General features: G+C 44.9%; 12 protein-coding genes and 1 rRNA gene. 11 read left to right on the top strand and 2 right to left on the bottom strand.

Annotated features, from left to right (window positions below):
• Positions 1-97: 97 nt before the first annotated feature.
• Positions 98-523 carry a CHRD domain-containing protein gene (locus tag NSS66_RS00065; protein WP_023988435.1) on the bottom strand — a complete coding sequence of 142 codons (426 nt, stop codon included), beginning with the start codon at positions 521-523 and terminating at the stop codon, positions 98-100.
• Positions 524-691: 168 nt separating this feature from the next.
• Here NSS66_RS00065 and NSS66_RS00060 point away from each other — a divergent pair, with 168 nt between their 5' ends.
• The 3 genes from NSS66_RS00060 to NSS66_RS00050 all read left to right on the top strand — a co-directional run bounded on the left by NSS66_RS00060 (position 692) and on the right by NSS66_RS00050 (position 2,945).
• Entirely contained in the window at positions 692-1,114 is a 423-nt protein-coding gene (locus NSS66_RS00060; protein WP_028542329.1) for a hypothetical protein, read from the top strand.
• Positions 1,115-1,345: 231 nt separating this feature from the next.
• On the top strand, positions 1,346-2,506 hold the full coding sequence (locus tag NSS66_RS00055; RefSeq protein ID WP_028542328.1) for a rhamnogalacturonan acetylesterase: 1,161 nt from the start codon (positions 1,346-1,348) through the stop codon (positions 2,504-2,506).
• A 115-nt stretch (positions 2,507-2,621) separates the two neighbouring features.
• On the top strand, positions 2,622-2,945 hold the full coding sequence (locus NSS66_RS00050) for an MGMT family protein (RefSeq protein WP_023988438.1): 324 nt from the start codon (positions 2,622-2,624) through the stop codon (positions 2,943-2,945).
• 156 nt (positions 2,946-3,101) lie between these two features.
• Here the strand turns inward: NSS66_RS00050 and NSS66_RS00045 are convergent, their stop codons facing one another.
• Positions 3,102-3,290, bottom strand: coding sequence for a hypothetical protein (locus NSS66_RS00045; RefSeq protein WP_013370989.1), 189 nt, complete (start codon positions 3,288-3,290; stop codon positions 3,102-3,104).
• Between the two features lie 319 nt (positions 3,291-3,609).
• Between NSS66_RS00045 and NSS66_RS00040 the strand changes: the two genes are divergently transcribed.
• The 8 genes from NSS66_RS00040 to NSS66_RS00005 all read left to right on the top strand — a co-directional run.
• Positions 3,610-4,773: a TolC family protein gene (locus tag NSS66_RS00040; RefSeq protein ID WP_339202008.1), complete on the top strand. Its 1,164-nt coding sequence runs from the start codon at positions 3,610-3,612 to the stop codon at positions 4,771-4,773.
• Positions 4,774-4,786: 13 nt separating this feature from the next.
• Positions 4,787-6,247: an efflux RND transporter periplasmic adaptor subunit gene (locus tag NSS66_RS00035; RefSeq protein WP_076294831.1), complete on the top strand. Its 1,461-nt coding sequence runs from the start codon at positions 4,787-4,789 to the stop codon at positions 6,245-6,247.
• 6 nt (positions 6,248-6,253) lie between these two features.
• Positions 6,254-6,973, top strand: a complete 720-nt coding sequence (locus NSS66_RS00030) for an ABC transporter ATP-binding protein (RefSeq protein ID WP_023988440.1) — start codon at positions 6,254-6,256, stop codon at positions 6,971-6,973.
• Entirely contained in the window at positions 6,970-8,181 is a 1,212-nt protein-coding gene (locus NSS66_RS00025) for an ABC transporter permease (RefSeq protein WP_339202011.1), read from the top strand. Before NSS66_RS00030 ends, NSS66_RS00025 begins: the two co-directional genes overlap by 4 nt.
• Positions 8,182-8,418: 237 nt before the next feature.
• Entirely contained in the window at positions 8,419-9,033 is a 615-nt protein-coding gene (locus NSS66_RS00020; RefSeq protein ID WP_223822107.1) for a helix-turn-helix transcriptional regulator, read from the top strand.
• A gap of 13 nt (positions 9,034-9,046) precedes the next feature.
• Positions 9,047-9,850, top strand: a complete 804-nt coding sequence (locus tag NSS66_RS00015; RefSeq protein WP_025723337.1) for a pyruvate, water dikinase regulatory protein — start codon at positions 9,047-9,049, stop codon at positions 9,848-9,850.
• Between the two features lie 148 nt (positions 9,851-9,998).
• Positions 9,999-10,976 carry a class II fructose-bisphosphatase gene (gene glpX / locus NSS66_RS00010; RefSeq protein ID WP_340958163.1) on the top strand — a complete coding sequence of 326 codons (978 nt, stop codon included), beginning with the start codon at positions 9,999-10,001 and terminating at the stop codon, positions 10,974-10,976.
• Positions 10,977-12,170: 1,194 nt separating this feature from the next.
• A 16S ribosomal RNA gene (locus tag NSS66_RS00005) occupies positions 12,171-12,350 on the top strand; the annotation flags it as partial.

Below are 12,350 nucleotides of genomic sequence, written 5' to 3'. Positions count from 1 at the left end.
TGGAATCGAATTTTGCAAAATCCTGAATTAAGAAAAGAACTTCCATAGCCTCAAAATGAGTGACATGGAAGTTCTTTTTTATACTCATGATCATTCGTTATTTGCAGCGTTTGATAGGTGCGCGTCTAATTTGTCCACGAATGGCACCGTTCGGATGACGGATGGTGTGGACATTGACGTAGGCATTGCCCTCTCTAATTTGGCACACCAAATCATAAATGGTTCTGCCTCTGAGCGGACCGGTAAGATCACATGCACGGAGCACGCCGCTAACGACGCCTCTTCTAACGGTTATCCCAAACTTCGAAGGACCAAACAGTGTAGCAACAACAGGGCCATTTTCACCTCTTCGTCCCAGATGAATATGCGCTTCGGTTACCCGTGAGATATTGCGTACAGTCAGTTCAAAGCTTAATTGTTGGCTCGTTGGACGGTAACGAAATTCGGCTGTTCCCGTCGCATTTGTTCTGACAGGAGGCACTTCATTAGCCCCCCTTAAGGTGGCTCTAAACTTATTAGACATGACATCCCTCCTTTCCCAGTGTTGGTTTAGTGTATTCACAGGGCCAGGGAAAGGGCTGCACATTAGCCTATTCATCAGAAGTTGTGTGTTTTACAAGATATTCAGTCCAAGCACAAAACAAACTTTTTCATAGTCTATGAGTATCTGGTAGAGAGAGGAGGGGAAACCATGGGAACATTTATTGATGGGAGAACATCCCAAAACGCTTCGACAGCTAACTCTATTGCTATTCCGATCACGGTTTTGAATACACCTCAATTGTTTGGACAGATCGGATTAAACACACAGGGAGCTACAGGTACGCCACGGGTTCTGCTTAAAGGAACCATATCGCTTCAACTTCCGCTTGCTTTAGTAGGAATTACTATCACTATTGTAAGAGGTACTGTGGTAACTGACCCTGTTGTTTATTCGGCTACATCCACTTTTAGTTTGAGTTTATTAGCTCCACAGGTTATTGCGTTCTCAGCAGATGATTTCAATCCGCCGATTACGCCACAACTGGTGTACACTGCTTTTGTTTCTGCTAACCTGCTGGGTACAATACGTGTAGGTCCAGAGAGCTTTGACGGAATTTTGGTTGCGGATTAATGTAGTGATTTTGATATGAAGAAATATTGCTTCATAAAGCTTCGCAGTTGTAACTGCGAGGCTTTTTTGTGTACAAGTACAAGTTTTAGCTTAACGAATAAACTACTTTTCTTTTGCATAATAATCACATAGGCATAACCCTGCAACAATGGGTAGAATTTTATGTATGCGCTTACAAAAATAAAATATTCTTTGCTTCGTACAATTAAAAATCTGAAGGAGGAATGAAGAATGAAATGGAAAAAAGGATTGACTGGTATGCTTTTAGCAGCTTTTTTATGTGGTGCACCAGGTATGGGCATAGCTACGCCGGCACATGCATCCGCTGGCGAGTACAAGTTTGATTTTGGCGGAGGTACGGTCGAAACGGGTTATACCGGTGTGAGTGCTTCGCTGTCCTATGACTCAGCACGTGGGTATGGCTTTCGTACCCCTGAGAATATGCGTAATGTCAGCGCTTCGGGGACTGGAGTGGCAAGTGATGCGGTACGGTTCCTGGCTACAGGTACGAAAAGCGAGAATACTTTTGACGTTGATCTTCCTCCTGGTTTGTATGAGGTGTCGGTTACTTTAGGAGATACCTCTCGTTCGAGTATTGCGGCTGAAGGGGTGTATCAGGTCATTAATATGACAGGGAATGGGGCCAAGGATCGCTTTCAAATTCCAGTGACAGACGGGCAGCTAAATCTGCTAGTTACTGAAGGCAAAGAGGGCGCGGTCTTCACACTCAGTGCATTGGAAATCAGGCAATTATCTAGCAATCCGGTTACGAATCGAACGATTTATATCGGTGGAGATTCTACGGTTTGTAACTATTATCCGCTAGATAGCAGCGTGCAGGCGGGATGGGGCCAACTGCTGCCAGAGTTTGTGAACACGAATACTTTTCAAATTCGCAATATGGCGTCAGGAGGCCAAATTGCTAGAGGCTTCCACCAGGACGGTCAGTTGGAGGCCATCGTCCAATATATTAAGCCGGGGGATTATTTTATTCTCCAATTGGGCATCAATGACACCAATCCAAAGCATAACGAAAGCGAAGCCGAGTTTAAGGACTGGATGAAGGATATGATTCGGCAGGTTAAGGCTAAAGGGGCGACGGTAATCCTGTCAACTCCGCAAGGACGAGCCACTGACTTTAATGCTAACAATGTACACAACGCAGAAAATAGATGGTATAGAAGCGCTATTTTGGCACTGGCTCAAGAGGAACAAACGCCTTTAGTCGACCTGAATGTTCTTAGCTCAGCTTATTTCACTTCTATTGGTAAAGACGCTACACTGGCCTTGTATATGAACGGTGATACACTCCATCCAAACTATGAAGGTGCAAGGGAACTGGCCCGCTTGGTAGCACAGGATTTAAAAAGGCAGGGTCTGAGCGGATTCTAAATTTAAACGATGGGTTTTCCCCTGCTTCTTACATTCGTAGGAGCAGGGGTTTTTAGCCTCTGTTCAGGGTGCTATAATTATTGAAAAAGCAATAGTAATACGGAGGAATTAGAACATGCAGCCTTTCACTGCCCGTGTGCTTCAAATTATACTGTTGATCCCTGAGGGAAAAGTAATGACTTACGGTCAAATTGCGGCAGAGGCCGGAAGCCCAAGAGGTGCCAGACAGGTGGTGCGAATTTTGCATACATTGAGCCAAAAACACCGACTTCCTTGGCATAGAGTGGTCAACCGTTTGGGGGAGATTGCTTTGCAGGAGGATGAGTCCGCATCCCTGCAGCGTCTGTATTTGGAGGAGGAAGGCATACGTTTTAATGAAAGCGGGCGTATTCCACTCGATCAATATCTCTATGATCCGCAGGCGGAGATGGAAGAATAGGAACGGAACAAGCTATGCGGTTTTATATTAGATTTGATGATCACAAAAATCCGGGACAAATCAATTATCGATTTGTCCCGGATTTTTTTCATCTAGCATACGAAGCAGATAACTAGAGGTAATCTGTTATTTATAGCATAAGATTCACTTGTCATTTTATCCGATGAGATGCTGCTGATCCCGTTGGGCAAGGTGAAAAGAAATGCTGTTCATCAGCGGTATATCGTTATTTTTCCGGGCTTCCCGGATCAGTTGTTTCTTTTTTTGTTCTGATTCACGTAAAAAGCGGGTCATCCACAAATCAGACGGTTCGTTAGTGGTTGTCATGCGAGATTCTTTTATCATCTATTAACCCTCCCAGTGAGCGGCTGTTATTCTTTCTCTAGTATATGTTCCAAACCTTAATAGATGCTGTTGGTTTCCTTAAAATTAGCTGAAAATTAGGTAAAGTTCAGGTAAAAATAGGTTGAATCAATATCTCATTGGACGAAAAGTAGTATAAAGCGAGTAATCAGGAAGTAAAGGTTACAAAAATGTATTGTTTTGACACCTTGTACCAACATAAACCTGAAAGTACAATTAGAATGCAAAGAGTTCGTGGAAGTTTATGTCGAAAAAAATGGAAAAGATTCGGGGAATGAACCGAAAGGGGAGAGATTCATCTATGAAGCAAAAAGCGGCTGTCGTGCTGCTTGTATTGTCCTTATCATCAGGATTGGCCTCCACTGTACAGTCTGAGAGTTTATCAGGAAATGTAGCATCAAGTACGTCGGTTAGTCCATCTACTGAGGCTACATCGAAGACATCATCCGTAACGGGTCAGGCTTTACCTACATTAACACTCAAGCAGGCCGTGGAATGGGCACAGACGAACAATTACAATACGCGTACCGCCGAACGGGACGTAGAGCGTCGCAGAATGGAACTGAAAAATGCAGAAAAGGATCTGGGAAATGCATTTGTTGATTTTATAGACGGTGAATATGTTGATGATAATACCTCTTGGAGAAGTTATAACTCTTCGACGCTATCTTATCTAGCCAGCAAAAAGCAGGCGCAGTTCGCCAAAGACCAGATTTATTTTAATGTGATGAAAAGCTATCAAAGTGTGTTCGTGGCAGAGAATCAAGTGAAAAATGATCTAGAAGCGCTTGAAATTGCCCAAGCGGAGGAAAAGATTGCACTTGCCAAATTTGCGCGCGGCAAGCTGTCTGAGTATGCGAAAAACGAGAGTACACAGACCAGAAGCCAGGCTCAGCAAACAGTAGAGCAGGGGAAAATTGCGTTGCAAAAATCTAGGGATGCTCTGAACTTCCTCATGGGACAGCCTAACGGAACAGCCTATGAATTGGTTGATCGGCCCGTGTACAAGGAACCGAAGAAGCTGGATATCGAAATACATATACAACAGCTGACAGACATGAATCCAAATTTATGGAAGCTGGAGGATAGCATCAAAACTTCGGAACTTAATGTGAGATACTTCGATTTTAACAACGGCGCAGGTGCTTACGATCTAGCTAAAATGGATGTCGATACAGCCAAAGAGGAGCTCGCCAAAGGTCAAAAGGATTTTGCCGAATCACTCCGTAATTTGTATGCCACGGTTAAGGAAAACCAAAAAAAATATGTACAACTGGAAGAAAGCTTGCGTACGGCAAAAGAGGCCTTGGAGTTATCACGCAAAAAGTGGGACAGAGGTCTAATTATCGAGATGGAATTGAAAAATAATCAGTTGAAAGTGAACCAGATTGAACGGCAAATGGAAGAGCTGGCGATCGAGTTGGATCAAAATGAGTATACGTTGAACAAGCCATGGAGCACATAGGGAGGAAAAGGCGTTGGCAGAAACGGTTTTAAATGATGCTTTAATCAAGTTACGGAAAAAACGGAGAAAAAAGTGGATATGGACTGCAATTGTTCTACTGGTTGTAGGTGGAGGCGGAACGACAGTATATCTGAATCTGCCCAAGGAGCAGGCGGCACCTTTGGTTCAGGATGAGACGCTTAAAGTAGAGCGCGGCGATGTGAGTGAGAAGCTGGACACGTCCGGTACCGTGCAAGCGTCCAAGGAAGTGAAGTTAAACTTCACGAGTGCAGGTGATAACAAGCTGGCAGTGGTAAATGTGAAAGCCGGGGACAAGGTGAAAAAAGGACAGGTGCTGGCTCTTCTGGACAGTTCAGAAATTAAAATGCAAATTCAGACTGCGTCTGATACTTTGGAAATATCCAAATCCAAGCTGGCTGAATTGGAGAAAGGTCCGAAGGCAGAGGATATTGAAATTCAGAAAACAAATGTACTTCGGGCCAAAATGGCTATCGATACAGCGCAAGAATCATTTGAGCTGGAAGAAGCCGAAAGTCAGAAGAAAACTTCCCAAAAGCAGTTGGAACAGGCGCGAAAGGCATATGAAGACCAAAAGTTTTTACATGATGCCGGTGCGGTGTCCAACAGTGAATTGGAGCAGGCAGAGCAAGCACTGGATAAAGCACAGACGGACTATGATGGTCTGGATCTGCAGTTCCGCAAAATCATGTCGCAAAAACGTCGCACCATTTCAGAAGCTGAAATCGGATATCGTACGGCAATGGCAGAGCTTCGCAAAATTCAGGTTCCGGCTGATGCATCCAATATTCAAGCCTCACGGATAGAGGTTCGAAGACAGGCGACGGAACTGGAGCAGAAGAAAAATGAATTGAACAAGCTTCAGGTCACAGCACCTTGGGACGGGGTAATCTTGAAGGTGAACGGGGATGTAGGGACCAGTCCGACGGCTCCATTCATTGTCATGAATAACTCGGATTCCAACGATCTTAAGGTGGTTGTGAAGGTAAGTCAGACCGACATTGTCAAAGTAAAGAAGGGTCTTTCAGCCGTGTTGACTACCAATGCATATCCGGGTGAATCATTTCCAGGGAAGGTGCAATTCGTCTCACCGGAAGCCTCTACGGATGAAGGGATGACGACGTATCTGATGGAATTGTCTGTTCATGACCCGAAAGGCAAGCTCAAAACGGGCATGATTATGAATGTGGCCGTTATTTTGGGAGTACACAAAAATGTATTGTTCGTACCTGCTACTGCGCTGAGATCGGAAGGGGGACAGGATGGCGTGTATGTTTCCGCTAATAACGCTGCGAATCCAGGGGCGCGCACATTCAAGCCCGTAGAACTCGGATTTTACACGCCAGATCGAGTCGAGCTCAAGTCAGGTGTAAAGGAGGGTGACACGCTTATTGTGCCTGCTCCTGAACCTCCGCCGGACCCTTCTGCTATGGGCGGCATGCAGGGAGGTTTTTAAACGGGTATGAGATACGTCATTCAGATTGAGGATTTGAAAAAAGTGTATCAGGTCGGAGATCAGGAAATTCATGCCCTGCGTGAGGTACAACTTGATATTGCTGACGGTGATTTTGTCGCGATCATGGGACCGTCTGGATCAGGCAAGTCCACGATGATGAATGTCATCGGCTGTCTGGATTTACCTACATCGGGACAATTTTATTTGGATGGCTATTCGATATTAGATGCCCGCGAGGATGAACTGGCTATTATACGTAATCAGAAAATCGGATTTGTATTTCAAAAATTCCATTTGCTCCCGCGAGCAACGGCTTTGGAGAATGTGGAACTGCCTATGATCTATGCGGGTATTCCTGCCAAGGAGCGTCGTTTGCGGGCAATGGAGGCTCTTACTAGCGTAGGTCTAGGCGATCGGATGAACAATAGGCCAAACGAATTGTCAGGCGGTCAGCAGCAGCGGGTGTCTATTGCGCGCGCACTTGTGAACAATCCGGTCATTCTCTTGGCGGATGAACCGACAGGCGCATTGGACTCCAAAACAAGTGTTGAAATAATGGGGATTTTTCAGCGTCTGAATGATCAGGGGAAAACGGTTGTACTGGTTACTCATGATCAGGAGGTTGCGGAATACGCCAAGCGTCTGATTCATTTTCGGGATGGGCGGATTGAAGAGGATCAGCCTGTTGGGAAACGAAGAATGGCGGCAGAGGAAGTGAAGGCATGAAGTTTAAGGAAATTATCCGTGTATCGCTCAACAGTTTGCGAACCAATATGCTGCGATCTTTGCTGACCATGGTGGGCATTATTATCGGAGTGGCCGCTGTGATTATGATTGTAGCCATTGGTAAAGGATCAACGGCTACGATTACATCTCAGATCAACAGTATGGGAAATAATCTGCTGATGATCTATCCTTATGCTCCATATGATGGCTCCAGCTCCATGTCGTTCAGTCAGACGAAAGGAATATCTCTGGAAGATATCGATGCGCTAGAGGAGCAAAAAGCAGTAGCAGAGGTAGCGCCAAGTGCCATGACCAATGCAGATATTACGTGGAGTCGCAATAAGGTCAGCGCGCAAATTGAGGGGACTTCGCTGGCATTCGTTCATGTGAGAAAGCTGTCACTAGCTCAAGGCAGGTCGTTTACCCACTATGAAGTGGATAAACAAATGAATGTGGCCGTGCTTGGGAGTGATGCGGCCCGTAATATTTTTGGTCCGGATGCCCCAAGAGCGGTCGGTGAGACGATCATGATTAAACAGCTTCCTTTTAAGGTGGTTGGTGTGCTGGCAAATTCCAATTCCAATATGAGTAACAGTGGTCAGCAGGTATATGTACCGATTACAACGGGGATGGAACGGCTAGGCAATATGAGTATTCAGCAGGTGAACGCCTCTGCAACAACAGAGGAGAAGATTAATCAGGCAAGTGCTGAAATTCGGCAGGTGCTACGTGCCAGACATGAGCTAAAGCCATCAGAGGGCGATGACTTTCAGATCATGACCCAGACGGAAATCTTAAAAACAGTGTCCGGGGTTGATCGGATTATGAATATGCTGCTGGCCGGTGTAGCTGCAATTGCGCTTGGCGTTGGAGGTGTCGGCATTATGAATATTATGCTGGTGTCCGTCACGGAACGTACGAGGGAGATCGGGATTCGTAAAGCGATTGGTGCGCAACGCAGTGATATTATGCTGCAGTTTGTGGCTGAGGCTGTTTTTCTCAGTCTGATGGGTGGACTGGTTGGCGTAATGGTGGGTCTCGGAGGTGCAAAGCTGCTCGAGAAATTCGTCCAAATGCCGATTGTGTATTCGATAGAGCCCGTGCTTTACTCTTTTCTGTGCTGTATGGGGGTTGGAGTGTTGTTCGGAGTATATCCGGCGCGAAAGGCGTCGAAGCTGCGTCCAATTGATGCTTTAAGATACGAATAAGGGAGCGGGTACTTCGCCTTACTCGAAAGAGCAGGGTGCAAAGTACCCGTTTTTTGTGTTAAATAAGTGTTTTAAATGATAAAAAGACATGAATAACTGCCTTAATTTTATATATGTGATGTTTTATATGCTTTTTAAGGTTGATTTATTGTTATATATGACGTATTATATTCAATATTAGATCGCAAGAAAAAAGGAGGGACGTTCATCATCGACCTTACGGCAAGACAAGTAGAAATTTTAAACATCGTACAAAAGCATGCCCCGATTACCGGGGATCAGATTGCGGAAATGCTTAATCTCAGCAAGGCGACCATTCGGACCGACCTATCCAAATTGGGCATTCTGAATTACATAGATGCAAAGCCCAAGGTCGGATATTTTGTTGGAAAGCGGGGCACGCCGAACCGGGAGGAAAAGTTCCGGCTGTTGCAAATGAAGGTCGGCGATCTTCATGGTGTTCCAGTCATCGTACGAGAAACAACCACGATTCAGGAAGCTGTCGTAGCTCTCTTTTTGGAAAATGTGAGCAATTTGATCGTCACCGATGAAGACGGAGATTTGGCAGGGGTAGCTTCCCGCAAGGATTTGCTTAAGGTAACGTTAGGGAATCCCAATGCAGCAACCATTCCTGTCAGCCTTGTGATGACCCGACAGGCGAATGTTGTCACCGTTTCCCCAGAGGATACGGTATTAGAGGCAGCGCGCAAAATTATTGCCCGTCAAATCGACAGCCTGCCTGTTGTCGTCCCTTCTGACTCCGACAAGCCAGGGGAGCACTGGAAAGTCGTGGGACGCATTACAAAAACGAATATTATTAAAATGTTGCTCGATATGGTAGCAGAGGATTAATGGGAGGAATCGAATGGTTCAGGTGAGCAGTCATTTTATAGCGATCTGTTCAGACTCGATTGGCGAGACGGCAGAAGCTGTCGTACAGGCGACCATGCGCCAATTTGAGTTACCGGACACAGAGATCAAAAGATTTATGAACGTGAGGGATGAAGACGAACTGAGCCGGGTGATGGAGGAAGTTGCCGAGCGTAAAGGCTTCGTAGCTTATACGCTGGTACAGCCAGAATTGAGAGAAGCGATGAAAGAGGAGGCTGTCCGGCTGAATGTGCGGGCTGTCGACATTATGGGACCGATGATGCAGGCGTTTGCTGATACGTTCCATAACGATCCCAAAGAGAAGCCTGGTCTGCTGCACCGACTGGACGATAACTATTTTCGTCGTGTAGAGGCCTTGGATTTTGCGGTTCAATATGATGATGGCAAAGATGTGAGCGCCATTCTCAAAGCGGATATTGTATTGCTTGGAGTATCCCGTATTTCCAAAACCCCTTTATCCATGTTTCTCGCGCATAAAGGTTATAAAACGGTCAACATACCGATTGTACCGGAGCTGACACCGCCTGTTCAGTTGAAGGATGTTCAGCGTGGTCGAGTATTCGGATTAACGATCGAGCCAGAGTTACTGTTGAAAATACGCAGTGAGCGACTAAAGGTTATGGGGCTTCCTAATAATGTGCAGTATGCTACAGCGATGAGGGTAGAAGAGGAAATAGCGTATGCGCAGTCTTTGTTTAAAGAGCTGAATTGTCCGGTTATTGATGTTACAGATAAGGCGATTGAAGAGACGGCAGGTTTAATTATCAGAATGTTATAGAGCCTAGTAGCTGCTCATATAACTAAAAATTAAAATCGTAGGATACAGGAGTTTAATAGATAAATAGAAAGATTGCAGCAAAGCTGCCCTAAATAATTCATTTGCTTAAAGGTAACAATTAATTTTTAGGAGAGGTGGAGGGATAGGTATGGAGAGTCAAATGGCATTGGAATTCGTTCGGGTAACAGAGGCAGCGGCACTGCAATCAGCACAATGGACAGGGCGTGGAGATAAGAATAGTGCAGACGAGGCGGCTACGGTAGCCATCCGCACTCATTTTAATGCGGTATCCATGGACGGCACGGTCGTCATTGGCGAAGGCGAAATGGATGAGGCTCCCATGCTGTATATCGGGGAAAGAGTAGGCAATCGCAGGGGACCGGCTATGGACATCGCTGTCGATCCACTAGAGGGAACCGAAACAGTAGCAAATGGTTTGAATAACGCTCTGTCGGTCATTGCTGCTGCACCTCGTGGTAGTCTACTCCACGCTCCAGATATGTACATGCAAAAAATGGCCGTTGGCCCGGCATTGGCTGGAAAGCTATCACTTGAGGACCCAATTCCAACTACATTGTCAAAAGCTGCACGAGTACTCGGTAAATCCTTGTCTGATCTTACCGTGTCCATTCTTGATCGTACACGGCACGCCGGGATCATCAAGCTTCTGCGGGAAAGCGGCGTTCGAATCAAACTGCTTGGCCATGGGGATGTGATGGGCGCGCTTGAAACATGCCTGGATAGCGGTGTAGATTTGCATATCGGTTCTGGTGGCGCTCCTGAGGGTGTATTGGCCGCTGCAGCGCTGAAATGTATGGGCGGAGAAATCCAGGGTCGCCTGCTGCCTCATGGTGAAGAAGAGATTGAGCGTTGCAAGCGTATGGGCATTACTGATCCCGGTGCGTTGCTCTCCATGGATGATATGGTCGGACGCCAAGGCGTGATGTTTGTGGCTACAGGTGTGACACCTGGAGAGTGGTTGCAGGGGGTTCGTTCTCTTCCTGGTCACAGAGCGGAAACTCATTCAGTCGTAATGCACTCAGAAACAAAAACGATTCGCTTCGTGCGGAGTATTCATCATACAGCGGATTCTTCCGGTACGCTTGCGGTAGCGGCATCCTCTTGAACATTGAAGTCATGGCTTCCTAAATCTGTTCCCACAGTAGGCGAAAGGTTCTTCTTCACCTTGCATCGTCCAGAGGTGAATTCAAAGCAGAAGTTTCGTATGCTGTAAACACAATACGGAGATTAAGTTTATCGTTTAACAAACAAGGAACGATAGTTCAAAAAAACAGCGGTATCTAGGACTCATCCAAGGATACCGCTGTTTTTCATATTACGGGGTCAATCTAACTGTCATGGAACAGATGAAGTTATCAACTCCATGGAATACGCATCGAGTATAACCTCACTTTCATTGAGTGACGTAAGCATAATTATTTTTGCCGTTTTTTGGTCCGTATTAGAAATGTGGTTTTCATTTACGTGCTTTTTTTATTAAACACACAGTCAGATAACCTAGTGCTACTACTCCTGTGCTTATAAAGCAAACTCTTAAACCATCTATTTCTACTTTTCGAGTAAGTAAATAAATAGCGAAGAGGCCAGTGAAAAATGTAAGGATTAAATTCATAATAAATTTCTTCATAATTATCAACTTCTTCTGAGAAAAATGCATCCAAAAAGAATATAAATAGTATTACTAGCATCAAAATCAAATGAAATACAAGAAGCATCAACCTTAGAAAACATCTAAGAACTAATTGACAAAGCAAATCTTTATGGATATTAGAACAACGTAGATTTAAGCAAAATTTCCACCTATTAGGATTATGAACCACTTTGGTGTATTATCTATAGTTGTCTATCAAAAGGAATTAATTTCAAGTAGAATTAATTTGGTATGCGTGTTAAATTACTAGTCCAGCCGATAGAACAAGATCAAAGATTTTTAATAAGTTCGAACAAGCTGGGAATTTTTACAGGTAGACTTGATCGGTTTAAATTGATATATTATTATTCCAGCCCGAAAGTGATTGTTAACTAAATAAGGTTTGGATAACTCGCCTGGAATTATTTACAGGTTGATTAAATTAGATGGAAATGTTATATTATTGTTCTGGCTCAAAAAGCCGCATGAAAATTTGATCTTTGAAAACTGAACAACGAGTGAGTATGGATTTTGTTTACAAAATCCAACGCTGAAATTTTGGTACATGCCGTCAGGCTGTATAAAATGGAAGCGAACAAGAGATATTTTTATCTCGTCAGTTTCAAAATGAGCTTATCGCTCTTTCTATAAACCGGCTTCGGTTGGTCTTTAATGGAGAGTTTGATCCTGGCTCAGGACGAACGCTGGCGGCGTGCCTAATACATGCAAGTCGAGCGGGGTTGTTTAGAAGCTTGCTTCTAAACAGCCTAGCGGCGGACGGGTGAGTAACACGTAGGCAACCTGCCCACAAGACAGGGATAACTACCGGAAACGGTAGCTAATACCCGG

Origin of the sequence: Paenibacillus sp. FSL R10-2748, assembly GCF_038005565.1 — a bacterium.
GTDB lineage: Bacteria > Bacillota > Bacilli > Paenibacillales > Paenibacillaceae > Paenibacillus > Paenibacillus polymyxa_B.
Note: the sequence above shows the minus strand (reverse complement) of the source record. Positions and strands in the feature narration are given on the sequence as shown.

Excerpts from the sequence above, each read along its gene's own strand:
- NSS66_RS00065 (WP_023988435.1), bottom strand. The coding sequence starts at position 523 with ATGTCTAATAAGTTTAGAGCCACCTTAAGGGGGGCTAATGAAGTGCCT.
- NSS66_RS00060 (WP_028542329.1), top strand. The coding sequence starts at position 692 with ATGGGAACATTTATTGATGGGAGAACATCCCAAAACGCTTCGACAGCT.
- NSS66_RS00055 (WP_028542328.1), top strand. The coding sequence starts at position 1,346 with ATGAAATGGAAAAAAGGATTGACTGGTATGCTTTTAGCAGCTTTTTTA.
- NSS66_RS00050 (WP_023988438.1), top strand. The coding sequence starts at position 2,622 with ATGCAGCCTTTCACTGCCCGTGTGCTTCAAATTATACTGTTGATCCCT.
- NSS66_RS00045 (WP_013370989.1), bottom strand. The coding sequence starts at position 3,290 with ATGATAAAAGAATCTCGCATGACAACCACTAACGAACCGTCTGATTTG.
- NSS66_RS00040 (WP_339202008.1), top strand. The coding sequence starts at position 3,610 with ATGAAGCAAAAAGCGGCTGTCGTGCTGCTTGTATTGTCCTTATCATCA.
- NSS66_RS00030 (WP_023988440.1), top strand. The coding sequence starts at position 6,254 with ATGAGATACGTCATTCAGATTGAGGATTTGAAAAAAGTGTATCAGGTC.
- NSS66_RS00025 (WP_339202011.1), top strand. The coding sequence starts at position 6,970 with ATGAAGTTTAAGGAAATTATCCGTGTATCGCTCAACAGTTTGCGAACC.
- NSS66_RS00015 (WP_025723337.1), top strand. The coding sequence starts at position 9,047 with ATGGTTCAGGTGAGCAGTCATTTTATAGCGATCTGTTCAGACTCGATT.
- glpX (WP_340958163.1), top strand. The coding sequence starts at position 9,999 with ATGGAGAGTCAAATGGCATTGGAATTCGTTCGGGTAACAGAGGCAGCG.